Origin of the sequence: Paenibacillus sp. cl130, from assembly GCF_900116035.1 — a bacterium.
GTDB lineage: Bacteria > Bacillota > Bacilli > Paenibacillales > Paenibacillaceae > Paenibacillus > Paenibacillus polymyxa_B.
In genome coordinates this window covers 167008-193539 of sequence record NZ_FOYG01000007.1, presented here as the reverse complement: position 1 = coordinate 193539, position 26532 = coordinate 167008, and the positions used below count along the sequence as shown (strand labels likewise).

At 43.9% G+C, this 26532-nt stretch carries 23 protein-coding genes and 2 pseudogenes; 20 read left to right on the top strand and 5 right to left on the bottom strand.

The window, feature by feature from the left end; genetic code table 11:
* Positions 1 to 75: 75 nt before the first annotated feature.
* Positions 76 to 1359, bottom strand: a complete 1284-nt coding sequence (locus tag BM358_RS19440) for a pectate lyase family protein (protein ID WP_028542196.1) — start codon at positions 1357 to 1359, stop codon at positions 76 to 78.
* 350 nt (positions 1360 to 1709) lie between these two features.
* Here BM358_RS19440 and BM358_RS19435 point away from each other — a divergent pair.
* From BM358_RS19435 to BM358_RS19395, 7 genes and pseudogenes are all read left to right on the top strand, one after another.
* Positions 1710 to 2029: pseudogene (locus tag BM358_RS19435) on the top strand (HAD-IA family hydrolase); the annotation flags it as partial.
* Positions 2030 to 2670: 641 nt separating this feature from the next.
* A pseudogene (locus BM358_RS26975) lies at positions 2671 to 2800 on the top strand (Cof-type HAD-IIB family hydrolase); the annotation flags it as partial.
* A gap of 106 nt (positions 2801 to 2906) precedes the next feature.
* Positions 2907 to 4385, top strand: coding sequence for a spore germination protein (locus BM358_RS19420; protein ID WP_028542197.1), 1479 nt, complete (start codon positions 2907 to 2909; stop codon positions 4383 to 4385).
* Complete coding sequence (locus BM358_RS19415; RefSeq protein ID WP_023989801.1) at positions 4382 to 5539, top strand: Ger(x)C family spore germination protein; 1158 nt, start codon at positions 4382 to 4384, stop codon at positions 5537 to 5539. The genes BM358_RS19420 and BM358_RS19415 overlap by 4 nt, the downstream gene beginning before the upstream one ends.
* A 14-nt stretch (positions 5540 to 5553) precedes the next feature.
* Positions 5554 to 5796: a hypothetical protein gene (locus BM358_RS19410; protein ID WP_023989800.1), complete on the top strand. Its 243-nt coding sequence runs from the start codon at positions 5554 to 5556 to the stop codon at positions 5794 to 5796.
* Positions 5797 to 5824: 28 nt separating this feature from the next.
* Positions 5825 to 6925, top strand: a complete 1101-nt coding sequence (locus tag BM358_RS19405) for a GerAB/ArcD/ProY family transporter (protein WP_028542198.1) — start codon at positions 5825 to 5827, stop codon at positions 6923 to 6925.
* Positions 6926 to 7480: 555 nt separating this feature from the next.
* Positions 7481 to 8218, top strand: coding sequence for a cyclase family protein (locus BM358_RS19395; protein WP_023989797.1), 738 nt, complete (start codon positions 7481 to 7483; stop codon positions 8216 to 8218).
* Positions 8219 to 8369: 151 nt separating this feature from the next.
* On the opposite strand, the gene BM358_RS19390 is transcribed toward BM358_RS19395, so the two are convergent.
* Positions 8370 to 8783: a DUF4183 domain-containing protein gene (locus tag BM358_RS19390; protein ID WP_028542200.1), complete on the bottom strand. Its 414-nt coding sequence runs from the start codon at positions 8781 to 8783 to the stop codon at positions 8370 to 8372.
* Positions 8784 to 9236: 453 nt separating this feature from the next.
* Here BM358_RS19390 and BM358_RS19385 point away from each other — a divergent pair, with 453 nt between their 5' ends.
* The 3 genes from BM358_RS19385 to BM358_RS19370 all read left to right on the top strand — a co-directional run bounded on the left by BM358_RS19385 (position 9237) and on the right by BM358_RS19370 (position 11538).
* Entirely contained in the window at positions 9237 to 9860 is a 624-nt protein-coding gene (locus tag BM358_RS19385; protein WP_081327489.1) for a DUF4183 domain-containing protein, read from the top strand.
* Between the two features lie 437 nt (positions 9861 to 10297).
* Positions 10298 to 10882, top strand: coding sequence for a TetR/AcrR family transcriptional regulator (locus tag BM358_RS19375; protein WP_023989793.1), 585 nt, complete (start codon positions 10298 to 10300; stop codon positions 10880 to 10882).
* Between the two features lie 74 nt (positions 10883 to 10956).
* A complete protein-coding gene (locus BM358_RS19370) occupies positions 10957 to 11538 on the top strand; it encodes an NAD(P)H-dependent oxidoreductase (protein ID WP_025723258.1) in 582 nt (193 codons plus the stop codon).
* A 150-nt stretch (positions 11539 to 11688) separates the two neighbouring features.
* On the opposite strand, the gene BM358_RS19365 is transcribed toward BM358_RS19370, so the two are convergent.
* Together BM358_RS19365 and BM358_RS19360 are read right to left on the bottom strand one after the other, a co-directional pair.
* The gene (locus tag BM358_RS19365; RefSeq protein WP_028542202.1) at positions 11689 to 12018 is read right to left on the bottom strand and encodes a hypothetical protein; all 330 of its coding nucleotides are present in this window, start codon (positions 12016 to 12018) and stop codon (positions 11689 to 11691) included.
* 281 nt (positions 12019 to 12299) lie between these two features.
* On the bottom strand, positions 12300 to 13493 hold the full coding sequence (locus BM358_RS19360; RefSeq protein WP_028542203.1) for a glycoside hydrolase family 5 protein: 1194 nt from the start codon (positions 13491 to 13493) through the stop codon (positions 12300 to 12302).
* Positions 13494 to 13832: 339 nt separating this feature from the next.
* Between BM358_RS19360 and BM358_RS19355 the strand changes: the two genes are divergently transcribed.
* The 10 genes from BM358_RS19355 (at position 13833) to BM358_RS19310 (ending at position 24892) form a co-directional block, all read left to right on the top strand.
* A complete protein-coding gene (locus BM358_RS19355; protein ID WP_028542204.1) occupies positions 13833 to 14855 on the top strand; it encodes a substrate-binding domain-containing protein in 1023 nt (340 codons plus the stop codon).
* A gap of 326 nt (positions 14856 to 15181) precedes the next feature.
* Positions 15182 to 16426: a PTS ascorbate transporter subunit IIC gene (locus tag BM358_RS19350; protein WP_256253377.1), complete on the top strand. Its 1245-nt coding sequence runs from the start codon at positions 15182 to 15184 to the stop codon at positions 16424 to 16426.
* Between the two features lie 75 nt (positions 16427 to 16501).
* The gene (locus tag BM358_RS19345) at positions 16502 to 16843 is read left to right on the top strand and encodes a cupin domain-containing protein (protein WP_028542206.1); all 342 of its coding nucleotides are present in this window, start codon (positions 16502 to 16504) and stop codon (positions 16841 to 16843) included.
* A 224-nt stretch (positions 16844 to 17067) separates the two neighbouring features.
* Positions 17068 to 17511 (top strand): HEAT repeat domain-containing protein, encoded by a 444-nt coding sequence (locus BM358_RS19340; RefSeq protein WP_028542207.1) that lies wholly within the window; start codon positions 17068 to 17070, stop codon positions 17509 to 17511.
* Positions 17512 to 17724: 213 nt separating this feature from the next.
* Positions 17725 to 18717 carry a Gfo/Idh/MocA family protein gene (locus BM358_RS19335; RefSeq protein ID WP_028542208.1) on the top strand — a complete coding sequence of 331 codons (993 nt, stop codon included), beginning with the start codon at positions 17725 to 17727 and terminating at the stop codon, positions 18715 to 18717.
* 280 nt (positions 18718 to 18997) lie between these two features.
* Entirely contained in the window at positions 18998 to 20764 is a 1767-nt protein-coding gene (locus tag BM358_RS19330) for a cache domain-containing sensor histidine kinase (RefSeq protein ID WP_028542209.1), read from the top strand.
* A gap of 2 nt (positions 20765 to 20766) precedes the next feature.
* Positions 20767 to 21567 carry a response regulator gene (locus tag BM358_RS19325; protein WP_023989783.1) on the top strand — a complete coding sequence of 267 codons (801 nt, stop codon included), beginning with the start codon at positions 20767 to 20769 and terminating at the stop codon, positions 21565 to 21567.
* Between the two features lie 136 nt (positions 21568 to 21703).
* Complete coding sequence (locus BM358_RS19320; protein WP_028542210.1) at positions 21704 to 23047, top strand: extracellular solute-binding protein; 1344 nt, start codon at positions 21704 to 21706, stop codon at positions 23045 to 23047.
* Positions 23048 to 23073: 26 nt separating this feature from the next.
* Positions 23074 to 23955 carry a carbohydrate ABC transporter permease gene (locus BM358_RS19315; RefSeq protein ID WP_028542211.1) on the top strand — a complete coding sequence of 294 codons (882 nt, stop codon included), beginning with the start codon at positions 23074 to 23076 and terminating at the stop codon, positions 23953 to 23955.
* 55 nt (positions 23956 to 24010) lie between these two features.
* A complete protein-coding gene (locus BM358_RS19310; RefSeq protein WP_028542212.1) occupies positions 24011 to 24892 on the top strand; it encodes a carbohydrate ABC transporter permease in 882 nt (293 codons plus the stop codon).
* A gap of 1253 nt (positions 24893 to 26145) precedes the next feature.
* Here the strand turns inward: BM358_RS19310 and cdiI are convergent.
* Positions 26146 to 26529, bottom strand: a complete 384-nt coding sequence (gene cdiI, locus BM358_RS19300; RefSeq protein ID WP_049828469.1) for a ribonuclease toxin immunity protein CdiI — start codon at positions 26527 to 26529, stop codon at positions 26146 to 26148.
* Between the last annotated feature and the right edge of the window lie 3 nt (positions 26530 to 26532).

Sequence of the window (26532 nt, the reverse complement as noted above, 5' to 3'; positions counted from 1 at the left end):
ACGGAGGAAACAGCCTTTTTGGTGTAAAATCGCAGGTTGTAGGCGCCTGTGGTTATTTGTGTTAGCGGGCAGTGCTTACAGCTTACCGGAACCGGCTTGGGAAGTGACTTCTGCCTTCACACTGGCGGATGGGGAGATTTTATCGTTCAGCGATGGTTTCCAGCCTACAGAGGAGCTAAGACCCGCGCTGGAGCCTGCGTTAACAGCTTGTCCATTCAGGATTGTGCCCGTATCTGACAGGGCAGTTCCTCCAAAGACAGTCACGATTTTAGCTGCAGTTAAACCAGCAACGTCAATGACATTGTTTTCGGCGAAGATTTTGGAGGATTTACCTGCGCCCCATATATACAGTGAAGGATATTCGGAGCGTTTTACATCACCAGTATAGTAATTGTTGTACAGATGGACTTGTCCATACCGCACGCGTGGTGTGCGTTGTACCGTGTTTTCATAATAGTTGTGATGCAGAGTTACACGTAAAGCCCCTTCATCTGCTGTTTTACTGTCGCTGTTGCCAATAATCGATGATTTATCATGATCGTAAAAATGATTGTAAGAAACAGTAACCAGATCGCCTTGGTTAATCACATCGAGAAGTCCATCATGATGCTGGTATTCTTGGCCGTAAAAGGTGCCATTTTGGCTGTCGGGGTGAGACCCATCATTGAAGGTATTGTGGTCTACCCATACATGTGTGGCGCCGTTAACTGTAATGCTGTCATATTCCGAATTCCAATTGCCTGTACTGCCGTCCGTTGGGTCCCACTGAGGAAAATAATCGTAGGCATCCTGGAATTCGATATTACGGATAATAACGTTGTCTGTCCCTTTTTTTAGTTGGAAGTTTGCGCCATTAATGACCGCGTCGCTTCCCAGACCGACAATCGTAGTATTGGACGGAATTTCAATGACGACACGACTGGCCTGATTTTTTTGTGAAGCCTCACGTGCCTTTTCCAATGTGCCAGACGGGGCCTTTTTACCCCATGTAGACGGGTCATACGCTTTGAGGTAGGCGTCAAACTCATATTTAGAGTCCTTGTAGTCGTTCAATCCTAACGGTTTATTATTGTCATCGACGTTGGCGTTGATCGTGCCTTTGACATAAATGATTTTAGGCGTACTATTGCTGTTTTTGCCCAAAGCATCGACAAGTTGCTTGCGATTCGTTACGGTGAAAATATTGGAGGTAGTCGCCGTAGCTCCACCTGTTGTGCCTGTAGAAAAGGCTGCCCATCCGTTTTTGCTGCCGAGCGTCTCCTTGCCAATATCGCTGGCTGCATGAGCAGGTGCACCTATAGGAGCCAGAGTAGTGAACAGTAGAGCCGCTGCGATTCCGAGTGAAAATCTCTTTTTCATAAAATACCTCCGTATATTGGATTAATGGAGTAGATGAACGAAGGGAGTCCCGGGTGCTCCTGTGGTTTCTACATTTTCTATCATACTTTCTGTTCCAGTATTTGTTAATATAATAAAAGTTACATACTAAAATTTTTGTCGAATTTTTTATATAATTCAATAGACCCCTTCTTTTTCCAATCAAGACGTATATGCAATAATGAAAACGTTAACAATCACACGGAATAGGAAATGTATATATGAATATATGGAATTGTTTTTGTATTTTTATCAGAATGTTAACGATTTCAATTCTTGATCGTATCTTGATGGCACGACCAGCTTCTGTATAATAACTGGGAGATCAAACACTGCGTGATGTGTTTGAACAGGTGATTATTTCGGAAGAAGTAGGTTACCAAAAGCCACAAGCTGCTATTTTTGATTATGTATTTACAAAGCGGGTCATTTCGGATAAAAGGAAGGCTCTCATGATCGGTGATTCACTGACTTAGGATATTCAGAGAGGGAACAATAACGGAATTGATAGCTGTTGGTTCAACCCTACCGGGAAAATAAACACATCTGCAATTCAACCAACCTTTGAAATAAAAACCCTGATGGAGCTAGCGAATATTGTACTTTCAGAAAGTATGTGTTGAATCTTACAACGCCCGAAGCGGAATGTTAAAAACATTGGATAACACATAACCGTACAATCGTACACTGAAAAAGTTAGAAGCAGGATTTTTTTCATAATATTCACAGATGAAGGCAAATGCAATGATAAATTTGCCCATTTTGACAATACTAGTATTGTTGGACACTGGCATAAATGATAAGCCTGGATTAACTGAAAATTGCAAAATAATAGCCTACAGTGAAGCTTGTCCGAGGCAGATTATAGAGAATACGGGAAGCTTGTCTACGGTTTTCAATGCCATATGGAGTTTAAACATGAATTGGTAGAGCTTCTAATCGAGAATTCGGAAGCCGGACTATCTGAACGTAGTAGCCACAGATTCATTCAGCAGCCAGAACTACTGAGAAATAGTGACTACAAAGTGATGAATGAAAATCTGTTTTTATTTTTAGACAAATTCGTAATCGAGTATTTAAAAAACAGCAATTACACTCCAAGCAGGTTTTAGTCATATAGGAAGTCGCCATATTGGCGGCTTTTTTTTAAAACGTATCAGTTTCTCAAAAAAAGATTTGACCTGTAATGCGTTACACTAATTACGGTGTAAATGTAGTACATAACAACAATCATGTCATTTGTGTTTATCGACATTGACGGTACACTTGTCGGTGATGATAGCATGGTGCCAAAATTTAAGACCTCATCTGGAGAGACGGATCTATGGAGATGTTGAGAACGACCCTGTGGCCAGAGAAAAAATGGAGTGTTCCCCTCACCCATTTATCGCGGGGTTTGCCATATGGAGAGGCTGATTTGTTCGTGAGAAACTAGATATAGCCTTGCATAAAAGATTCATCTTAAAGAGATACTAATCAGCACATTAAAAATAGTTTAAATAAAGGATAGCTAAGAGGTGGGAACGGTGATGATATCGAAATGCTTGGCCGAAAATTTAAAACAAATTCAGGACAGCTTTTCCGATTGTACCGATCTTGTTCTCATACCTTGGAGTTATGGTTCGAGTTTTGAACATAATGCTCTTTCTGTTTACTTTGAGACAATGATTCAAAATGAACATTTAAAATACATGAAATCTGCTATGGAGGATCTAATCACTTATGAAGCTGGCTCGGCGGAGGCGGTCACTCCCAAAGCTGTGATGCGTTTCTTCAAAAAACATGGAATAACTGGCCATTCTCCCAAGCTGTTGAAAGACATTGATCAAGTTAATGAACAGATATTAAGTGGAGCCATAGTTATATTCTTTGATCATTGGGAGGAAGCAATTAGCTATGCTGCTAGTGGGCTTCCCTTTAGACAAGTTAGTGAGCCGATCACAGAACCGGTCGTTCAAGGGCCTCATATAAGTACAATTGAAGAACTGAATGTGAATATAGGCATCATTCGTGGCTTGCTCAAATCAGCCAAACTTAAATTTGAGTATTTCACGGTAGGAGAAATAAGTCAGAGAAAAATTGCTTACGGATATTTGGATGGGGCCGTCAATCCTGAATCGCTATTAGAGTTTAAACAAAAAATTGCAGACATCGACACGGAAGAGATTCTTGAAACATCTTATTTGGAAGAATGGATCAGCGACTCTGTCTATTCTCCTTTTCCTCAGGTGCGCTATACGGAACGGCCAGATACCGTTGTGTCTGCCCTGTTGGATGGAAAGATTATCGTAATGGTGAATGGAACTCCAACAATATTGATATGTCCGGGAATTTTTTTTGAGTTCCTCGCCTCCAGTGAGGATTACTATCAGCAAACCATCTTCGCTTCGCTGATACGTATACTAAGATTTGGTGCATTCGTGATGGCACTCCTGCTTCCAAGCATATATATTGCCTTATCAACCTTCCATTCTGAGATGATTCCGACCGTTCTGCTTCTAGCCATTCTGGATACGAGAGAAGGGATTCCGTTTCCCGCTTTCGTGGAAGCACTGATTATGGAGGTTTTTTTCGAGCTTCTTAGGGAAGCTGGAATCAGGTTGCCCCGTCCGATAGGCTCTGCTGTAAGCATTGTCGGAGCGCTTGTCATCGGTCAAGCTGCGATTCAAGCCAAGATTGCTTCGCCGGTAATGGTCATAGTCGTCGCTCTGACCGGTATCGCATCGTTTACACTGCCTCAATACAGTATGGCCATATCGATCCGCATGCTGCGATTCCCTTTAATGATCCTTGCTAGCACTTTGGGAGGACTTGGAATTATGTTCGGACTTCTCCTCATATTTTTGCATTTAGTTTGCTTGCGCTCTTTGGGTCAACCCTATTTTGCACCACTGGGGCCGCTTAGAATCAATCAATTGCGCGATGTATTCATTGTTGCCCCGCGAAAAATACTGCTTCACCAACCGCGAAACCGCCATTTGCATAAAAGAAAAGGGGGGAAAACATGAGAACGCGAATATCCATTGGTTTCTGTATATTGGCTGTCATCCTGCTCGCGGGCTGCTGGGACAAGGCGGAGCTGGTGGAATTCGGGTATGCACAAGCGATAGCGGTTGACCTGGACCAAAGTGAAGAAATATATCTCACTACCCATTTTTACAATCCCTCGGGTTCGCAGGAGATGGGAGGAGCCCCCAAGCAGTCCTCAAAAGCATTTAATATCCTAACAAAAGGAGATAACATGAATGAAGCGATAAAAGACATTCCCATCCACCTTGGTAGAAGGGCAAAATTGGATCACATGCGCATTCTTATCATCGGGGAAGAAATGTCCCGACAACGAGGTTTAGAAGACGTTCTTGATTTTTTCATGAGAGATCCTGAAACTAGAAAAACCATACTTGTCCTGATTGCTCGGGGGAAAGCAAGCGACTATTTAGAAACCAAGCCGTATATTGAGAACACCATAGGTCAGCAATTACGGAAAATTGAAGAAACGACAGCACGGTTTTCTGCCAAAACTTCCAGAGTTCCGTTACTTGATCTGGCGATTCAACTAAAAAACGAAACCGGAGTCACAACGCTTCCTAATGTGTTCAAAGACAAGCCCCTCGATGAGATTTCCATTGCCGGAGTTGCGCTGCTTAAAGAAGGAAAGCTGGTAAAAAGTGTTATCAGCCCGACAAATACCCAACCATTATTGATGCTGCTTGGAAAATTCAAAAGCGGAGTTATCGATATTGCGGATAAGGATGCAGAGTCTGAAAAAAAGAAAACCAAAGAAAGCCTCCAGGTTATCTCCTTAAAAACGAAGATAGTACCTTTTATCGAAGGAGAGGATGTCGTTGCTCGTGTACATATCAAAATCATAGGGGCAATCGGCGAGCTGCATAGCTCTTCCGTGATGACCAGAGAGGAGCAAAATAAATTTAAAGGCAGACTCGAAGCCGAGATTAAGGAGAAATTGAGGGAAACGATTTCCCTTCTTCAGAAGGAACGATTAGATGCAATAGGAATCGGCAATCAGATTTTTCAAAAAAATTCGGCATTATGGAAACGCTGGAAGCCAACCTGGAACGAACGGTTTGCCAAGGCTGAGTTTAATGTAGCCGTTGAAGTTAATATTGTGAGTACGGGAATGGGGATAGGAGTACCATTTTAGAAAAGGAGATAGCCATGTTTGCTAAATTTTTGTTTTTTATGATTTGTAATGCTGCAATGCTGATCACTGATATTCCAAAGTGGAAACGGACAAATCGCAGAGCACGTATCCTGTATCTATCGCTTATGCTGCCTATAGCCTATCTTGGCTTACTCTATATTACGAATCTCCCGTGGCCAAATCTTGACGAGCTTATTGATTTCTTTCTTCTCGCTCCGGCCAAACGCATCGTCGCATGGTTCAGGCTCCCGACCTGAACTCACTTCATATCAGCGGAGGAATCTCATGAAAAATCAAGAGAGTATCAGTGCGCTCCAGACAGCGGTGTTGTTTCTTGCCGGAATGACGGGATCGGCCATCGTTCTGATCCCTGCTTCAGTAATCGGCGCTGCTAAAAACGGAGCATGGATTTCCTTATTAATAGCTTGGGTAATGGGGATGTGTCTATTGGCCTGCGTCCTTTATTTGCACAGCCAATATCCCGGATTGCTCTTCGTCGAATACAGCCGTAAAGCGCTGGGAAAATGGTTGACCCTCTTAATGATCATTCCTTTTACTTGTGCCCTGTTCTGGCAGAACGCCGCCATAATTATTGAAGTTGGCGGTTTTTTCAATAGTACTATAATGACAAAAACGCCTGTAACTGTTGTCCATACCTTGTTTTTTGTGACGGCTGCACTGACAGCCCGGGCTGGAATTGAAGTTATGGCCCGAATGTTTTTCATTTTATTGATTATGATGTATGGGTTTATTTTATTGGTTTTGGTCTTGGCTTCTGCCAACTACCATCCAGAATTTTTACTGCCGATCATGCCGGACGGAATGAAACCGATTCTTCATGGAGCCTATATCACCTATGGGTTTCCATTCGCAGAAGTCGTATTGTACTCTTCACTTCTTCCGTTTGCACGTAAAGGCGAAGAGCGAATGCTCGGAAAATATATGTACTTTGCTATTATAATGAACGGAGTCACATTAATTGCATCTATTATTTGCACCATTCTGGCTCTAGGACCTTTAGCAGGCGAGATGAATTATTCCATGTATCAGCTGGCCAGATTAATCTATATACAGGAGATTATCGAAAGAATTGAGCCTGTAATCGGATTTTCATTAATTGCCGGTTCGTACATGAAAACCTCGATCATGGTATTTATATTGACGAATTTATTTTCGCGATTTTTTAGAGTAAAAAATTACCGTATTTTAACGTTTCCGATAGCATATATCTGCTTGCTTCTTTCAGTTACCATGTACCATGATCAGGCGTCCTTCAACGAGGACGGATACATGGCTTGGACCTTATTCGATAATCTGGCATATGTTCTTCCCTTACTCTTGATCGTAGTCGTTACACGAATGAGAAACCGAAGCAAAAGAGCTTGATTTAAGTAGAGGTTCCCCTTTTGGGATAGTTTCAAATTAATGAACGGTAAAGGTGCAGACAGCCCGCAAAAAGCACAGGAGTTGAATAAAATAGCACATTGAAAATTAACAGTATTCGTTCGTTTTTGCGAAAATATACGTGCTAGGAATGGAAAGTATGAGGCTGTCAGTATTAGAGAGAGGTACAATTTTGTTGATGCTCAGATCGGCACGAGAGGACGTTTCCAGTATAAACTGGAAACGTCTTTTTTTTGCTGTTGTACAAGATAGAACTGATCAGCATTTGAATAGACGGGAAGCTGGCTCGCGCTTAACCGATCTCTAGGGAGGCTTAAAAAGTCGCTGGAGGAGTTCTTGCCTGGTACAGGCCATTCATGAATATCAAATGTTAATAAATTGCTCATTTCATCGTAGACTGGGATGGCAGCTTCTTCGTCCATACCGTCGCACAAAATAGATTTCTTTCTATATATTAGAAGAGCAGATCGATTTATAGATTTTTGCAGAATCCTCAGGTAAAATGGCTTGTAATAAAGCTGAGGAGGAATGGGCATCATGGCAGAGCATTTAGCAGATATCTTGAAGTTGTTGAAGCAAAAAGAGTGGGTGGATTTGTCCCACGCTTTTTATCCTGAAATCCCTCATTTTCCAGTATTCGATAATGTTCAGGTGGATACCCTGTTTACCCACGATGATGGCTTTTTTGTAAAACAATACTGCTTTCCCGGTCAGTATGGGACTCATATTGATGCACCCGTTCATTTTGTGAAGGGCAAACGTTACTTGCATGAGCTTTCGTTGAAGGAGCTGGTTTTGCCGCTAGTTGTCATTGACCGTTCAGCAGCCGTTGCAGCCAATTCTGACTATGAACTTACGGTTGCGGATATTTTGGACTTTGAGAAAGAGCATGGACGCATTGCTGATCAGTCCTTTGTCGCTTTTCGCAGTGATTGGAGCAAACGTTGGCCTGATTCAGATGCCTTCTCGAACAAGGACGACGCCGGAGATGCACACTGCCCGGGCTGGTCGCTGGAGGCGCTGCGCTTTTTGGTAGAAGAACGGAATGTGGCTGCCATTGGGCATGAAACGCTAGATACCGATTCCTCTGTAGCTTATCGCAAAGCTGGCAAGCTGGTAGGGGAATATTACATATTGGAGCAGGATCGGTATCAAGTTGAAGTGCTGACGAATTTGGATAAGCTGCCCCCGACGGGTGCGGTCATATATAATATCGTTCCGAGCATTCAAGATTCCCCCGGATTTCCGGTGCGCTCCTTTGCTATTTTGCCTTAATCATACAGTATCCAGTCATTTGAAAACGATTATATAATCTAAAAGACCGATTCAGATATCGACATCTGAATCGGTCTTTTCTAGCTTATACGGGGTAATGTACAGCGTGAATGACCGTTCAGTCCAACTTGAATCAAAAATATGAAAAGTGTTAAGTGATAATAGTGACGGTAGGCGCAGAGATGGTAGGCTGAGTCGCGATAATGGAAGTTGTGCCGCTAAAATCTGTTATTTCTATAACAACTGGGACACCTGGTGTAATATCTACGGAGGCAATGACCAGACTTGCTGTGGTGAGGGTGAATAAGGAGCTCTGCTGAATAACTCCGTTAATATAAAAATTAGAAGAATCAGTAGCCGTTAATGTCGGTAAAGCAACAACTGGAGCATCGGCGTCATCTACAAAGCTTGCAGCAGGAACGGTTGTTTCTGTTGCTCCGATCATTCCAGCTGTAATCGTTGCAAAAAAGCGAGTCGTGGCTGGGGCTACGGTCGTGGCTATGGCGCCACCTGTTGACACGGGAGCAGTAGCTACTGCTGTAAACACAGGTTTTATGATTGGCATAGTTCTCATCTCCTTTCTTTACTGGTAATGAGCCATTTGCATTCGCTGGCTCTTAATCAATAAATGATTGTTCAACCTATTCGGAAACGGCATATTAACCTTTCTATTAATAATAGGGTAAATGGAGAAGGCCCTATTTTGTACAAATATAGATGGAAGCGAATACTTGGAATCTGAAGGTTACAAATGCCTAAGACCCTAAAGGGGGATGTGCATACAATACATAAATAAGCATGTGAGAAGGAGGTGTATACGGCTGGTATGAGGAGACGCGATTCATCACTAAGGAGGCTAGGAAAGAGGACCGTACATTACAAGATCAACAAACGTAAAAAGTGTAAAACAAGTTATTCATTCAAAGGTAGAACAAAAACGGGGTTCCATGCCAAAAAGCATCCAAAGCTAATCATGCAACGGAGGTGCAGAAATACTCCTAGCAAGCGGAGGAGGAGCATGAGCCAGACGGGAAAGCGAGCTGCACCGGGTTCGGCAGGAGCACAAGGCATTCCCGGTTTGACAGGGGTACAAGGTATTCCAGGTTTAGCAGGAGCCCAAGGTATATCGGGAACTGCGGGAACACCGGGAGTCCAAGGAATACCAGGAATACAGGGTCCAGCAGGAACACGGGGAGCGCCAGGAGTGCCAGGTCCGGCTGGAGTCCAAGGAAGTCCAGGTGCAACAGGAGTACCCGGCCCTACTGGATCGCAGGGCATAGTTGGTCCTACTGGAGCCCGAGGTATAACAGGGCCAACCGGCCCGGCAGCTGACATTTCAAATATTGAAATTGTTCCTACGGCTGAGCGGTATTTTTATCTTGCACCTGCTACAATTGAATCTTCAATCACGATTATGGCGGATCAATTTTCTGTAGATGGTGTGCAGGAGGCTTTTCAGCGTTTTAATGTCGGAAGCAACAGCTATGCCAATCTATACATTAATGGAATGATACAAGAAAGCACATTGTACAGCCTGACACCTTTATCGCTGACGATTCGCCTTAACGAAGGAGAGGCAATTCTCTCCGGCACACCTATTATTGTGGAAATTGTCCAATTTAGTGTGCGATCCAGTGGATGATACTGTTTGCGGTGAGGCAACCCAGAGGCAGATACAGCTGTTTCTTGGGGCAACGAGCCTTTGCGCCCGACACGCCAAAGCTGAAGATCGGCTTTGGGGCCTTGGTCATGGATGGCTTGTACGACTTTTTGCAGCGGGGAAATGTACTCGTCGCTCCATATCCAAGACTGCCTGAGTCTTTTCCCTGCTGGGTGACTGCATGCACCTCAAGCATAATTAGTCCCACCTATCCTAGCGCCCGTTTTATTCGGTTACATATCTTTTTTATATGAATAAAATGGGATGATGCACGTATTATTTAGGGTATTTATGATTAATCGCTTATAAAACATGGTTTTTAGGTTTAATTCAATATATTTCAAATGAAAGTATGAAGACAGAATGAGCCTGCATAAATATAATTTGCATTTTAGTTAGTTATCACTTACTATAAGCTTATGAATAAGAAAACACATGTAGACAGCAAAAAGAAAGATATTCTGCAGGCAGCAATGTGCTTATTTGCAACCAAAGGAATTGACGGGATTTCAGTCAAAGAAATTGGAGAGGCTGCTGGTGTGACGGATGCCGCGATTTATAAGCATTTTAAGAGTAAAGATGCGATGGCCTTGGAAGTATTCGGGCAGTATTGTAATAGCTACACCACATTAATTGACTTCTATCGCAAGCAGAGTGGGAACTTCGTTAGTCGTTTCCATCAACTGGTGGATGAAGTGCTGGATATGCATGATGAGGACCAGTATGGTTTGCTTCTACTATCACAACATCATGAGCTGTATGTTGAAGCAAGCCAGAGCCAGAATGTGCGTCAGCCGCTGGAGGCGTTGACTGAATTCATCGAACAGGGGATTCAACAAGGTGAACTGCCGAAGCAGGATGCTCTGCTATCCGGTGTGCTCATCATTGGAGCCATTACACGCTTGTCCGTGTCCAGCCTGGAAGGTGAACTTCCACAGCAGTTGGTTCCATTTGCAGCAGAGGTCAAACAACGTTTAACTGCTTTATTAAGTAAAGGTCAGTAGTGACCTTTTCTTTTTAAATATAAAGTTAGTGTCTTCTAACTAAAATCATAATATGAAGGTAGGAAGTGGTTTATATGTCTAAAAAAATATTGGTGATTCAAGGGAATCCGGTCGCTGGCAGTTATGGGGAAGCGCTGGCTCAATCCTATGTAAAAGGAGCGAAGGCTGCAGGGGCGGAGGTTCGTTTGTTGCAGCTATCCGCGTTGGACTTTAATCCAAATCTACTAGGTGGATATCGTAATAAATTACCGCTGGAACCTGATTTGATCCAAGCACAGGAGTCGATTAAATGGGCAGAACATCTCGTTTTTGTCTTTCCGATCTGGTGGGGCAGCTTGCCTGCATTAATGAAAGGATTCATTGACCGTACCTTTATGCCGGGATTTGCGTTTAAGTATCAAAAAGGAAAACCCCTGCCTGACAAGCTTCTAAAAGGAAGAACGGCCCGCCTCATTACAACGATGGACGGTCCGCATTGGTACTACCGATTTTTCCAGGGACAGCCTGGACATCGGATGATGAAGGATTCCACGCTGCATCTATGTGGTGTCAAACCGGTGCATTCTACTGCGATTGATCTCATGAATAAATTATCGGATCAGCAGCGCAACGATTGGCTGAGCAAGGTGGAGCAGCTGGGGCGAAATATGAGCTAGGTTTTCACCTGCCTGCCCCAAATTCATTGGCCTACAGGTAAATCATGGTGGTATCTGATCATAATTGACCTGCGAAAAGGAAAAAGACCACAATGGGAGCAACTGACTCGCATTGTGGTGTTCGGGATAGCTCATGTTTTGAAATCAACGTTATATAAATATCGATGCAACGATTAAAATAAATCCGATCGCTAGACCGGCAGGGCCCCAATAATGCATAGGGATAAAAAACAGACTGTGCTGGGTTCCCATTCGATAGCGTTGCCCTGTTTCCATATCAACTAGCACTTTGTCCGAGTCAGCATTAAGCGCTTTTCCCAAATACCAGATAATAACTCCCGACACAATGAACACAAAAGCCATCGGCAGCCGGGAATCTATGGAGTCAAGTCCTAGAGCGGATACTAAACTCCCGACAATAACAAATAAAATCCCTGGAACAACGATGTTTAAAATACCAAAACCCTTCCAAATAATCACATGAAATCTTCCTTCCTGAGTTCAAATCCAACATATGTATTTATCGGTTAAAAGAGAGATTTAGTTTACAAAATGCCCCATTCGATGGGAAATTTACAATGTATAAAAATGGATAGAAGGCGTCAAGAAGGGGAGGAAAACATGTACACACGTGGAGTGTAATCCTGGAGGTTTGCAGGTATCACAAAAAAAAGCCGTTTCTCCACATCCTCATAGCCCAGTATAATCTGGCCTGAAGGAGGAAAATCGGCTTTTTCAATAAGTGAAGTGAAGCCCTGTGCCTATTCGGCGGTTGCTTTCGCTTGTTCCGCTACAAAAATAACAGGCTTCATAATCCGGCTCAGCATATCCTGCTTCGGACGATTCCAGGTAACCCAGTCGTCCAGCAGCAGACCGCCTGTGTCGCCGCTATTCGGATTCAGGGACCAGTACGTAAAGTACAGGTTGTTGGCACCAATATAGTCTACGAGTGCATTTTGCCATTTCCCCTCAGTAGTAGACAAATCAACATTACGACCGCCGAATTCACCGACCAGCACCGGAGCTATGTTTTGCTTGCTGATGTAGCCCCAGGTTTGATCCCAGATCGCTGGCAGGTTGGACGGGAAGGCTGGGTCGTTGAACCATGGCTGCGAAGACACACCAGGGCCGTAATCATGAGGAGAATATACGACACGGTTCGGTACGTCCAGAACGACAGGATAGTTGGCTACACCTGTCAGGTTGCCACCCCACCAGTATTGGCTATTGTTGCCTTGTACATTGTGGTCTACACCTTCTACGAGAATCAGCCAATTCGGATTCACGGACAGAATCGCATTCCCTGCACGTTGTGCCGCCAGACGCCAGTCTGTGGAGGCATTGCCTGTGCCCCAGCTTGCTTGACCGTGTGGCTCATTGTGTAAATCCGCACCAATGACGGTAGGGTTGTTTTTATAACGATCAGCCAACATTTTCCAGTCGCTAATCCAGCGAGACTCAGGGTACTGGGATGTGTACCACAGCTCGGATTGCCCACCTGAGCTTGGACGGTGACGGTCAAGGATAATCTGAATACCGCGTTGTCCAGCTTTTTCGATCAGCTTGTCCATAATTTGAATCGGAGTTAATCCGACCAGGTCAGGGTTTTTGTGATAATCAATACTGTCTGGACGGGAACTGGAATCGAATAACTGATTGCTGTAAGGCAGACGAATCAGATTGTAGCCTTCTTTCTTCACCTGATCCAGCATGTCGTCCATTGAGCGGCTCCACAGTCCATGCAAGGTGTAATTAGGAGTTTCCAGACCGAACCAGTTCAGGCCGTTAAATGCCGCTTCTTTCCCGGATTCGTCTACAATCTTGTTTCCTTGGGTGTGATAATATCCTTTCACACTGGCTGCATCTACTGAAGCGGGAGTATAGCCATACAGTGTGAAGCCCATTACGAGGGAGGTAATGATGAAAAATGTTTTTTTCAGTCCTTTTTTCTTCATAATTCTGCTTCCTCCTTTATTTAAAAGAAATTGTAACCGATTACATTCTCATTTTATGTTCAAATCTTCCATCAAACAAGTTCATAAAATTCGTATATTTCTAAGATTTCGTTCGAATTCAATAGATTCGTAACAACGGATGGTTAAGCTAAGTGTCCAGCACTTGTGGGGGCGGTTATATATGAGGTGGAGGGCACGCTCTAACTCCTCATTTATTATATTTTCCTGCTGTAAAAGAAGGTATATAATAAAGTGAAATTCACTTTACATACAGGTTGCAGAATATATATATTTGAAAATTAATACGCCTGACATGCAGAAAAAGAAAGGAGGGTAATTATGGTAACAACGATGAAGGAAGTTGCAGAACGTGCCGGGGTGTCGAAGAGTACAGTTTCGCAGTTTCTGCAAAAGAGATACAACTATATGAGTGAAAACACCAAGAAGAAGATCGAGCAAGCGATTGAGGATCTCAGTTATATACCTAATGAGGTGGCACGTAGTCTCAAGCAGAAGAAGACCTTCATTGTGGGGGTTATTTCTTCAACCATTTTATCGAGATTTACAACAGAAGTCGTGCGTGCAATTGAAGATGAATGCCAACTGGAAAATGTCCAGGTCATTGTCTGCAATACCGATGATGATTCGCTCAAAGAGAAAAAGTATGTCCAGTCGATGATTGCTCGGCAAGTGGATGGACTTATCATTTTCCCGACGGAAGAGAACAAGAAATTATATGTTTCCCTTGCCAAGAATGGCTATCCTTTCGTGTTTGTGGACCGAAAAATCGATGAAATCAGTGTAGACACAGTGCTGTTGAATAATGAAAAGGCCAGCGAGCTTGCGGTTGAAGCACTCATTGAGCATGGTCATAACAACATTGGGATTATCACGTTCCCCTTAGGCAAAAAAGCGATTACCACACGAAGTGAGCGGCTGTCAGGTTATCGAAATACGTTGGGCAAACATGACATACCAGTGAATGAAAACTATATCAAAAGCGGCAGGTTGGATGAAATGCCTAATCTGATTGGACAACTATTCCATATGGAGAATCCGCCCACCGCAATCATTGCTACGAATGACATGATTTTGGAGCAGGTGCTGATTTATGCAAAAAATAATCATCTGACCATACCTAATGATTTTTCCTTGATTGGCATAGATGATGTATCCTTTGCATCTTTTTATAATCCGCCGATCACAACCGTTTCCCAGCCGAGTTTTGAAATGGGGAAAAGAAGTGCCAGGCTACTGCTGGAGAAAATTGATCAAAAAGAACAGGATCATGAGGATATGTCAGAAATCATCCGAATGAATCCGGTCATTAACCACAGAGAATCTGTCCAAAAACTGAACTGAATGATTGAATATGTCCTTTTCATCTTTTTGAAAACGTTTTTATAAATTCTATTGTAAAAAGAAAATAAAGAGCTATAATGATCTTATGATTCGAGTCATGAATACCCTTTCATTTATGTATGTCCTGATTTTAGTAATGATTGCGATTGAAGAGAGGGGAGGAATGAAGCTTAACGAATAATGTATGGAGTGAGTTGTGAATTAATTCACAATAAATGATTCTGCTTCTTTTTACATTCCCGAGAGGGAAATTTTTTTCGAGTATTACTAAATCGATTTAGTAAGAATGGAAAATAAATAAAAGAAAGTCGGAGATCACTATGGAAATGTTTATGAGCATTATCAGGGAGCCATCCATCATTATCGCGATTGTGACATTACTCGGCCTTATATTCCAGAGGAAGAAAGTATCAGAGATCATTACGGGAACTACCCTTTCTTTTATGGGCTTCACCATGATCAAGGTCGGCGGCGGAATTTTAGGTGGCGTTCTCACTAACTTCAGCCAAATTTTTTCTTATGCCTTCAACCTTAAAGGTGTCGTACCAAGCAATGAAGCCATTATGGCACTGACCATTGATCAGATCGGGGCGGATGCTGCACTCATTCTGCTCTTTTCCATGATCCTTAACATCGTGCTTGCACGCCTGACCAAGTTCAAGTACATTTATTTGTCTCTTCACTTGATTTTGTTTATGAGCTTTGCCGCTACAGCCGTTATGAAAGGTCTGGGTCTCAGTTCGCTAACTACGATTATCGTCGGTTCTTTGGTAATTGGGGGCTATATGGCGGTGTTTCCTTACCTACTCCGGAATGCCAGCAAAAACATTATTAAATCGGATGAATATACGATTGCTCATGCTTCCATGACCTCTTACATTCTAGGTACCTATTTAGGGAAAGTTTTTGGCAACCGTGAAAATGACACCGAAAATGTGAAAATTAATGACCGCATCAGTTTTTTGCGCGACCCCAATGTTGCAACGACCTTGACGATGCTTGTGCTTTTACTGGTATCTGGACTGGTTGCTGGTTCTGATTATGTCAGCAAATTATCGGATGGCAAAGAATATATCGTCTTCATCCTCGAACAGTCAGCTATTTTTGCTGCCGGCTTGTATATCGCAAAAGCAGGTGTTAAGCTGTTCACAACTGAAATTGTACCCGCTTTCAAAGGTTTCTCCCAAGTGTTCGCACCTGGAGCAATCCCTGGTGTGGATGTTCTGGTACTGTTCGACAAATCACCCAATTCCGCGTTGGTAGGCTTCTTGGTCAGCTTCTTCACAGGCGTTGCCTGCGTCTTTCTTTTCCCGTTTATCGGATTGCCTGTCATTGTGCCAGGGATCATGGCCTGCTTCCTCGCTGGTGGTGCAGCCGCGATATTCGGCAATTCCAGCGGTGGTTTCAGAGGAGCTGTTATTTCCAGTTGTCTTAATGGATTCTTGCTCTGTCTGCTGCCAGCGCTCACCTTGCCGCTCTTTTCTTTTTTGGGTGCCGAAGGGGTAACGTTCGCCGATCCCGACTTTACTACCCTTTCCGGAGTACTTTGGCTTATTTTCCGTTGGTTTTAAACTAAATCGATTTATGAATTTTTTCAAAATAACTTATCTAAATCATTTGTGCCTTAAAAAGAGGAGGAATTATCCATGTTTTTTAACGATCAAGATATTCAAATTGATATCGTTGACAGTAATACCACCCGGAAAGTGCTGGCCCACAGTGACCAGCTTATGTATGTCAAAGTGATGTTTGCTAAAGCCCAAACAGGGGAGATCCTGTTGCATAAGCATGTCCATGAACAAGTCACTTATGTAATAAAGGGAAGCTTTAAGTTCATGATCGATAATGGCGAAACAAAGGAAGTGCAGACTGTCAGAGAAGGAGACAGCATCCATTTTCCATCCGATACTCTTCATGGCTGTATCCCACTGGAGGATGGCGGTATTCTGCTAGATGCATTTACACCAGCACGTGCAGATTTTCTGTAAATTCCCCTTTCAAAATACGGTTTATCTACCCCGATATCTGGAGGAATTTACGATGCCTTTCAGCGGCAGACAACAGAGGCGAATGAACGCCTTCTGACCATGTCATGTCCGATACATTTCTTTTTATCTTTTTTTAGAAGAAGACCTGCAAGTATGTTATATTTAACAAACGGCAATCGTGATGAACAGTAATATAGTGATTTTTAGAAAAGGATGAGATGATTTTGGAAAACAACGAAACTCAGCAAGAATTTGCAGATGTATATGAGCAGCTCAAAGTAGCTGCAAACCGAACCTCCGATTGGAAAACACGCCTAGCCGCGGTAAATGATCTGGGTGCATGGAAGAACCAGCAGACGATTGACTTGCTGACACACCGTTTGAATAATGATACGGTATATGCCGTTCAGGAAGCCGCTTACCGCAGACTTCAGGAATGGGGCGAGAATGTACAGCCGCCTGTGCGCAAAGAGGGTGAGCTTGTTAAGGGCCTGACGAAGATTCTGGTGCGGATTAAAAAAAGCTTGCCAGCCGACCATACCTATAACGATTTTCGCGAGAAGCTGCACAAGATGAGAGTCGATATTTATGACATCTATGAAGGTGACAAGGGTGCTGAATTTGATCAGTGGCTGGAGCAAAAATGGGCTTCGTTATCCACAAGATAATGTCTGAACCCTGTAATTGAATGTATTTTTAAGGATTGTTGCTGGTGATACAGACAGAGCCTTAACAAGGATAAGGGATTATCTTTGTTAAGGTTTTTTTATCTTGTTCTCCTTAAGAATCATGTCCTTTATCTTTATGCCACTGTATATATACTTCGGCAATATGGTACGATGGGATCGGATTATTTTAGTGTGTACATGGGAGGGACTAACATGAGCAAGGCGAAGCTGTGTTTTATCGGGGCTGGCTTTCACGCTTCAACGAATATATATCCTGCTGTTATTGGGGCAGGTGCTGAAATTCAGGCGATTGCGACTAGAGATCTAAGCAGATCGAAGACGGCACTCCAGCGGTTTGGAAGCAGTGGCACACCTTATGACAATTACAAGGCTATGCTGGAGCAGGAAGACTGTGAAGGAGTTGTCGTGATTGCACAAGCGGCAGATCATCCTTCGCTCGTACTGGACTGCATTAAGGCTGGAAAACATGTTTTTGTAGACAAGCCACTGGGCTGGAATGCCGAGGAAGCGGCCCAAATTGCAGATGCGGCAGAAGCAGCGGGTGTCGTACTGATGGTCGGTTTCATGAAGCGTTACGCGCCTGTATACATAAAATTAAAAGAATTGATTGAGGGTGGCTCGCTTGGAGCCGCACGCTCGTTTCAGGCGAAATTCCTCGTGGACAGTACCCTGTTTTGCAAAACTGGCGAAGATTTCATGAAGCTGGCGGCGGTTCATATGGTCGATCTGGTACGTTATTTGTTCGGAGAAGTGGTGCAGGTTACCGGATTTGCGAACGATAACGGTGAGTGTATTTCCCATACGATTGCCCTGAAATTTGAAAATGGTGTAGTGGGTAGCCTATACTTCGCAGGTATGACAGCTTGGACACGCGAGAGCGAAGGGTTCACGGTAACCTTTGATCATGGTTTTGCGAACGCGGATGAGGTGAATACACTGATCATTCACAAGTCGGAGAGTCATACAGAGCTTCCTTGGAAATCCCTTGCGGAAAATGATACGGTTCTGACACCATCAGCTTCCGCGATGTCGGGCGGATACCGTGATTTGTACTTGCGCGGTTTTGTTGGTGAAATCGCACATTTCATGAACTGCTGCCAAGAAGGACGGACGCCTGATTCAAGTGGACGGGATAACGTGAAAACGATGGAGCTGTGCGACCGCATTTTGGCTGCGCTCCAATAGGATACCCATTTCATATACAAGTTTCGGAGCCTGGACGGTACCTTAGTTTGGGTGATTTGAAAGAAGCTTCGGTGTAACTGGTCAGTAGATGGCTCCTGCATTTGTCGGGAGTCATTTTTTTTCGTTTACCCTACGACCTTTCTATTTCATAGCATTCCTGCCCATTTTGATTAATCTCTGCTGAAAATACGCCAACAAAGACGAACGATGCGATAGAATAGGAAAAGGAAAGCGTTATCATCACCCATTTTTTCTGCGATGGTTCAGGGGGAGAAGGCATATGCGTTCAAGGTCAAGGTTTCAGCCATTAAACACATTACGTAATCAGATTTTTATCGGATTTATACTGGTGATGCTCATTATGATGAGTGTGGCGGGGGCGTTCATTTATCTCAATGTGTCTCACCTGTTAAAAGACAGTGCCGAGCGACATATTGGTCAGACTGCGGTACAAGCAAGCGGTAGGCTGGATGCATTAATCGGCCAGATGGACAGCTTGACGGAGCAGGTCGCGAATCACCCGTCTGTTCAGCATATTTTGCTGGAGGAGCGTAACGGGGGCAAGGTGAATTTCGGACAGCGTCAATCACTACTGCAAGTGATGCATAGCTATCAGGCATATATGCCGAGTGTCGGCTCGCTGGAGCTGTATACCGCCGAAGGGAAGATGTTGTTTCCGATTAGAGAGGGCAGTCTGGAGGAACGTATTGGACAGGCAGACATCCGGGAAGCGAATCAGATGAAAGGAAGACTGGTCTGGATCGGCATTGATCCCGAAGACTCCCGGTCACTGCTGGCAATTCGGCAGGTGAGCCTGGTGGATCGCTGGTTCTCACGTGGAGGGTACTTGATTACCCGTATGGAGCGAAGTTATTTTGGACTGAATGGTGCGTCAACAGTCAATGAAGAAGCGGATGAAACCATGCTGCTTGTAGATCGTCAAGGCCAGCTGCTGTCGGGTGAACCAATGAAACAGACGGATTTGTCAGGTGTACTGTATAGCAAGACACAGACGGTTCATATTGGGGAGCGGGAATATGTGAAGGCAGTTCAGCAGTCGGAGCGGACGGGCTGGTCGCTGCTGATCCTGATTCCGGTTAGCGTCGTCACAGACGGAATTACGGTTTTACGGACTACACTTATCATTTCTGCGTCTCTTGGTGCCGTGCTATTCCTGTTCATGTCCTTTATGTTGTCTACGTTGATTACAAGACCGATAGGTCACTTGATTCAGGCGATGCGTCGTTCACGGGAAGGGGCATTGGCCCTGAATCCAGAACCGGCAGCAGCAGTCGAGCTGCGAGAATTGAACGCAGAGTACAACACAATGATTGTCGATATTAATGAATTGATCCGTGTTATTTGCGAGAAGGAGGTTTTACAAAGCCAAACCGAGCTTAAAGCTCTGCAGGCGCAGATCAATCCGCATTTTCTTTTTAATACGCTGGATGCTTTCAACTGGTCGCTACAGGAGAAGGGAGAGGAGGAGCTTGCCGGGCTGATGGTGTCCATGTCGCGGCTGTTTCGTTATGTTATCGAACCTGCTCACCATGACTCTTGGGTGACACTCGGGGAAGAAATGGCGCAAATCCGTCGTTATCTGGAACTGATGGAGATGCGTCTGGGTGAACGTCTGAACTGGCAAATTTATATGCCTTCGGAGGCAGCCAGAATTCCGCTTCCTAAACTGCTGATCCAGCCTATTCTAGAGAATGCCATTTTGCATGGTGTCGAAAATCGCATCGGCAACGGCCGTGTTGAAATTAGTGTCACTCCTTCGACCAGAACGGGTTGGACCAAGATCGCGGTCATAGATAACGGACCTGGAATGACACTGGAAGAACTTGCAGCTGTGCGTACAGCGTTGATGGGGGGAGCAGCCTGCCAGAGCAAGGGAACCGGTATGGGACTAGTGAATGTGCAGCGCAGGCTTGCTCTTTATTATGACAGCGCATCTTATTCAACGGATGGTGTGCTGATACATAGTGCTGAGCAGGAAGGAACTGTGGTCGCTTTTGAAATTCCTGATGAATATGGAGGGCGGTAGGAATGAGTGTTTCATCCAAAACCATTGTCATTGTAGACGATGAACAGCGAACACGTCAGGGGATACACCAGACACTGGAGCAATGGGCCGCCGGGAAATACCGGATTGTAACATTCGATAATGGTTTGGAAGCATTAAATATACTGCGAGCGGAGACAGTTCATCTGTTGATTACGGATGTCCGGTTGCCGGAATTCAGTGGGCTGGATTTAATCCGCTCTCTGGAACGGGATTCACGACGACCAGCGATCATTGTCATCTCGGGTTATGCGGAGTTTGATTATGTCCAGCAGGCTCTTCGTCTGGGAGCCGTCAATTATTTGCTCAAACCGATTGATAAGCAGGAGCTGCTGAATGCGGTCAATGAAGCGCTTCGGCTGGAAGAGGAGCGGCAGCGGTACGAGAAGCTGGACAAGCTGGCTGACCCTGTTCTGCTAGAGCTTGATCTCCAGGCAACTACTCTTAGTGATCCGGTACGACGTGCCTTCACCTATATGGCGGAGCATCTTCACGAATCCATTACGATGGCGCAGACTGCCGCGCATTCACACCTGAATGCCAGCTATTTTAGTGTTTTATTCAAGGAGCAAAGTGGTTTGTCCTTCAGCGAATATCTGCATCGGCTACGGATCCAACGGGCTAAGGAGTTGCTGCTGCATACCCAGTTAACGATTGCCCAAATCGGCGAGCGATCAGGCTACCGAACAGATAAATATTTTATTAAAGTATTCAAAGCGACCGAGGGGGTAAGTCCCAGCCGCTACAGGCAGCAGATGCGTACAGGGCCGGAGAATATCGACTGACGTATAGGCAGATCAAACCCAATAAAAGTGGAATTATACCCAATGAGCGTACCCTGTTGGAAGCAGGAATGGAGTGCTAAACTTACAAATGATAACGGTTACAAAAAATATAAATACAACAAACGGAGGTCTAACGATGTCCAACGAGTATGGTTTACGTAAGCGTTCACATCAAAAATGGTTTGCTGGGTTGACCCTGCTGCTGTCATTCATGCTGGTGCTATCCGGTTGCGGTGCTGGTAAGGATGGTCAAGGCGGTTCCAGTGGAGAAGGGGGAAAGGTTACACTCAAAATGATGCACCTGTGGCCAGAGGGAAGCTCGGCACAGCAGAGCAAGCTTGTGACTCAGATTATAGATCAATACCAAAAGGATCATCCGAATGTCGTCATTCAGCAGGAAGTGCTGGAAAATGAACAATATAAAAACAAACTCAAAGTGCTGTCAGCTTCCAATGAATTGCCGGATATCGGAATCACCTGGGCAGCGGGCTTTATGGAGCCATACGTTAAAGGTGGATTATTTACACCGATGGATGACCTGTTGAATGGTTCCAAGCTGAAGGACAAATTTGTACCAGGAACGACCGAAGCTTATGCGCTTAATGGCAAAACGTATGCGCTTCCGATTGAATTGAACATAACACCTATTTATTACAACAAAGCCATATTCCAAAAATACAACTTGAAGGTACCTGCGACATTTGACGAGTTTAAGCAGGTTGTGAAAACACTTACGGATCATGGAGTTGCACCGATTGCATTGGGCAATAAAGACCGCTGGACTGGCTCGCTCTGGTACATGTATCTGGCAGAGCGTATAGCGGGTAACGAAACGCTGAAAAAAGCGATTGACGGTTCAGGATCGTTCGATGACCCTGGTTTAATTCAGGCGGCCTCCGAAGTCCAGACGCTTGTGGATATGAATGCCTTTAACAAAGGATTTAACGGCTTGTCCAATGATGAGGGAAAATCCGAGTTTATGAACGATAAGGCAGCTATGTATTTGATGGCTACTTGGGAATTGCCGAATTTTACGACCAATCCCGCAATCCCACAAGCATTTAAAGATCAAATTGGCTTCTTTAAATTCCCGATGGTTGCAGGCGGCAAGGGCAACGAGAACAGTTGGGTAGGAGGTCCGGGAGTAGGCTTGTTCGTTTCGGAAAATTCCAAGGTGAAAGAAGAGGCCAAAGCGTTCGTTGAATACTTCGTAGTCAAATGGGGAGAACAATCGGTCACACAGGCAGGCGTTATTCCGGCGACGAAAGTGGACACCTCCAAAGAAAATTTGCCCAAGCTGTATGTCGATTTGCTGAACGGACTGAATCAAGCTAGCAGCATTACATTGTTCGCCGATGTACAGATGAAGCCGAATGCAGCGCAGGTGCATTTGAATATGATTCAGGCGTTGTTTGGTAAAGCGGTGACACCGCAACAATTTGCCGACCAGCATAAGGCTGCCATCGAGAAAGGAAATTGAAATTGACCACCTAAGGAGGTCCGACCGTGGAAAAGGTCATGTCGAATAAGCTCGTCATTGCTCTATATGTATTGCCTTCTCTACTATTGCTATTCGCTATTATATATGTACCCATCGTACTGACCGGCTATTACGGCTTGAATCAGTGGAATGGAATTGGCTCTATGACTTTTGTGGGGCTGGACAATTATCAACATCTGTTTACAGACAAAGCGTTCTGGCAAAGTGCATGGCATTCGCTGCTGCTGGCCTTGTTTTCAGGAATTAGTCTGATCGGTTATCTGGCCATTGCGATGATTTTGTCAGGGAAAATCAAGGGAGCGAATCTGCTGCGGAAAATTTATCTGATTCCCATGCTGCTGTCTTCTGTAGCGATCGCACAGCTATGGCTCAAAATATATCATCCAACGAACGGAGTGCTCAATTCCTTACTGACGTCGGTTGGAGTTCACAACCCGCCTGAATGGTTAGCCAATCCGTCTCTGGTGCTGCTGGCCTTGTTCATTCCGATTATTTGGCAATATGCAGGATTTTATATCCTGATCTATTATGCCGGGCTGAAAAACATTCCCGAAACGCTGATGGAGGCTGCCCGGATCGACGGGGCCAGTGCCTGGCAGATTGCGACTCGTATCAAATTGCCCCTGCTGCGCGAGGTGATTAACGTTACGATCATATTGTCCATTGTCGGCTCGCTCAAATATTTTGACCTTATCTACGTCATGACGGACGGTGGACCGAATGGAGCCAGTGAAGTGATGGCCTCTTACATGTACCACCAGGCATTCCGCAGCTTTGATTTTGGATACGGCAGCGCTACAGCCTTTGCCCTGCTGCTCATCTGTCTGATCGCTACGTGGCTGATCCGTAAGGTTACGGCCACAAGTGAAACCATCCAGTATTCATAATCCAGTCTTGCAAACAGATGAGGGTAACAAAGGACAGGAAGAGGGAGGAACGGATATGAAAACCCAGGCAGCCGCCAACTATCCGCTTGGAGTCGCTAGCCGCGGCAAAATGTTAACTCGGGTCGGTTATGCCGCTTTGTATATCATTTTAATCATCTTGGCGGTGACGCAGCTTTTACCGCTGGTGTGGCTGATGCTGTTCTCGCTTAAAAATAATCAGGAAGTGTTTAACCTTCCGCCGTTTGCACTCCCGTCCCAGCCGCATTGGGAGAACTATATGAATGTGTGGACCAGCGGCAATATCGGGCGGTACTTTTTCAATAGTGTGTGGATTACGGTCATATCCGTGGCGTTGACGGTGCTGCTAGCCAGCTTTGTAACGTTTGCTATTACGCGTATGCGGTGGAAAGGAAGCCAACTGGTCCTCGGGCTCTTTATGGTCGGACTGATGATTCCGGTCCATTCTACCTTGATTCCGTTGTTCAGTATGTTTCTCAAACTGCATTTAACAGACACTTCACTCTCCATCATCCTGTCGTATGTTGCTTTTAATCTACCGACAACGATGATGATCTTGCTGGGCTTCTATTACGCTTTGCCCCGTGAAGTGGAAGAAGCGGCCGTTATGGACGGCTGCTCCGTCAACCGGATGTTCTTTCGGATCATACTGCCCATGACAACCCCCGTCATGGCAACGACATCTATTATTAACATGATCTATAACTGGAATGAGTTTATTTTCGTCAATACGTTCATCAGCTCGGACGAAAACAAAACACTGACTGTAGGCGTCCAAAACTTTATTGGACAATATACGACCGACTGGGGAGCTATCGGAGCTACGTTGATGATCAGCATTTTGCCCATTTTGCTCGTGTTTCTCATCATGAGTGACCGAATTGTGGAAGGGATCGCGGCCGGGTCGGTTAAGGGATAAAACAAATTCCCCAGATTAGAAGAGTGCCCCCTAGTGTAGACATTGGAACTTGGAACAAACCTCTTGGTTTGTCCGGTGATTGCTAGGGGGTGCATTTTTGTGTGAGTCTAGTTTGAGTTGAAGATGATTGCGAGCCATTGTTCTTTTGTGTGAAATTAAATTTTGGACTATTTGCTTGGGAGAACAAGAACTTCACTAAAATAATTTTTTTAGGGTGGCTAGCTTTTACTATATCCATTCTAATGGGGGTTATCTATTTTAAATGTAACGGTGTTGTGGAGAAAAAGGTCAATTATGGATGGTTCTCACCATAACTGACCTATTCTATGTAACTACTTTCCACTATTTAAGTGATATATTTTGCTGTCGTACGCGTAAAAAGCGAAGGGATAGTTGGAATAGGTATTATACAGTAAAATTTGTAAATTATTAAATATTGATATAATCGATACTGTGAGCTTCAAATCGATAATCCATGTAGCTCTCAGCGGTGTGAATATGTCTTATTAAATCTAAGTCTGGATATCTCTTATCTAAAGAATATAATATGTCGATATACTTTTTGCTCTGTAAATTGTACGCCACTTCTTCGAAAACCCACTTAAAAATGAAATCTCTGTTTTATTGCATATCTGCAAGAAATTCAAAGTTGAGTTTTCATCTTCACTGAGTAAATTAATTAATTCATCCCATTTTTATTCTATTCTTGGATCGTTATCATCAAGTAATGCCCGTGCACCCAAGATTGCTCTTACTTTTTCTTCAAACATTAAATATCCTCCTTAAAATTATGGTTGTAGCATATTATCAGGGAAAGTTGCTATCTCTCTATACGTTTAGATAGCTCCAACCCTAACTCTATTGGAATAAGTTTTATATATTATACTCAAGCAAATATGCACTTAGCAGTAAAGTCTAATACGGATGCTGTTCTGATTGTTGCGGAACTATTCTAATCCTTGCACTATAGTTTTTGGCCTATATTGCTTGGATGTTGCAGTATTATCCTTTCACTCTCCCTATCGGGGAGGTATACTCTACAGTTTGAAGGATTTTGAAAAACTGTGAAAAAAACGAATATAACATAAAACAGGTCAATCATGGTGGTATCTGACCATAGTCGACCTGTTCAATGTAATGCTATTGCGTTATTTGGGGTATAAATTGTACGTACTATCAAAATGGAGAAATCTTTATACATATGGTGTTATACAATATACATACTGATAGTTAATTCTTATAAAATTTATAAATCAATTTTCCTGCTCTACATTTAGGTTACTTCTCATTTCTTTAAGATACTTTTCGATTTCTTGCTCATCTTGCGGATTTTTTTCAATGTATCTCTTTGCTGCTAATTTAAAATAATAATATAGATTTTCATAAGCAATAATTATCGAATCATCTCCGTACTCGATTTCAATACCTTTGAACTCTTCATGATATAAACTTTTATCACTTTCATCAAGATCACTCCAAAAGGTAAAACCGCCGAAATCTGTCCCAAAACCTACTTCCCTACTTAAATACTTCATTGCATCTTTAAATGAATTTGATAAGTAGCAAAAATTCACCAGCCCTTCCAATGGCAAGTGTTCAATACTAATCAAATCTTCAGAATTTAAAATATTTTTCATTTT

What these genes read in the sequence shown, in the direction of transcription:
- BM358_RS19405 (WP_028542198.1), top strand. Translation starts at nt 5,825, where the DNA reads ATGAAAAATCAAGAGAGTATCAGTGCGCTCCAGACAGCGGTGTTGTTT.
- BM358_RS19345 (WP_028542206.1), top strand. Translation starts at nt 16,502, where the DNA reads ATGTTTTTTAACGATCAAGATATTCAAATTGATATCGTTGACAGTAAT.
- cdiI (WP_049828469.1), bottom strand. Translation starts at nt 26,529, where the DNA reads ATGAAAAATATTTTAAATTCTGAAGATTTGATTAGTATTGAACACTTG.
- BM358_RS19370 (WP_025723258.1), top strand. Translation starts at nt 10,957, where the DNA reads ATGTCTAAAAAAATATTGGTGATTCAAGGGAATCCGGTCGCTGGCAGT.
- BM358_RS19320 (WP_028542210.1), top strand. Translation starts at nt 21,704, where the DNA reads ATGTCCAACGAGTATGGTTTACGTAAGCGTTCACATCAAAAATGGTTT.
- BM358_RS19395 (WP_023989797.1), top strand. Translation starts at nt 7,481, where the DNA reads ATGGCAGAGCATTTAGCAGATATCTTGAAGTTGTTGAAGCAAAAAGAG.
- BM358_RS19360 (WP_028542203.1), bottom strand. Translation starts at nt 13,493, where the DNA reads ATGAAGAAAAAAGGACTGAAAAAAACATTTTTCATCATTACCTCCCTC.
- BM358_RS19410 (WP_023989800.1), top strand. Translation starts at nt 5,554, where the DNA reads ATGTTTGCTAAATTTTTGTTTTTTATGATTTGTAATGCTGCAATGCTG.
- BM358_RS19375 (WP_023989793.1), top strand. Translation starts at nt 10,298, where the DNA reads ATGAATAAGAAAACACATGTAGACAGCAAAAAGAAAGATATTCTGCAG.
- BM358_RS19355 (WP_028542204.1), top strand. Translation starts at nt 13,833, where the DNA reads ATGGTAACAACGATGAAGGAAGTTGCAGAACGTGCCGGGGTGTCGAAG.
- BM358_RS19325 (WP_023989783.1), top strand. Translation starts at nt 20,767, where the DNA reads ATGAGTGTTTCATCCAAAACCATTGTCATTGTAGACGATGAACAGCGA.
- BM358_RS19420 (WP_028542197.1), top strand. Translation starts at nt 2,907, where the DNA reads ATGATATCGAAATGCTTGGCCGAAAATTTAAAACAAATTCAGGACAGC.
- BM358_RS19415 (WP_023989801.1), top strand. Translation starts at nt 4,382, where the DNA reads ATGAGAACGCGAATATCCATTGGTTTCTGTATATTGGCTGTCATCCTG.
- BM358_RS19350 (WP_256253377.1), top strand. Translation starts at nt 15,182, where the DNA reads ATGTTTATGAGCATTATCAGGGAGCCATCCATCATTATCGCGATTGTG.
- BM358_RS19385 (WP_081327489.1), top strand. Translation starts at nt 9,237, where the DNA reads ATGAGCCAGACGGGAAAGCGAGCTGCACCGGGTTCGGCAGGAGCACAA.
- BM358_RS19390 (WP_028542200.1), bottom strand. Translation starts at nt 8,783, where the DNA reads ATGCCAATCATAAAACCTGTGTTTACAGCAGTAGCTACTGCTCCCGTG.
- BM358_RS19440 (WP_028542196.1), bottom strand. Translation starts at nt 1,359, where the DNA reads ATGAAAAAGAGATTTTCACTCGGAATCGCAGCGGCTCTACTGTTCACT.
- BM358_RS19335 (WP_028542208.1), top strand. Translation starts at nt 17,725, where the DNA reads ATGAGCAAGGCGAAGCTGTGTTTTATCGGGGCTGGCTTTCACGCTTCA.
- BM358_RS19330 (WP_028542209.1), top strand. Translation starts at nt 18,998, where the DNA reads ATGCGTTCAAGGTCAAGGTTTCAGCCATTAAACACATTACGTAATCAG.
- BM358_RS19310 (WP_028542212.1), top strand. Translation starts at nt 24,011, where the DNA reads ATGAAAACCCAGGCAGCCGCCAACTATCCGCTTGGAGTCGCTAGCCGC.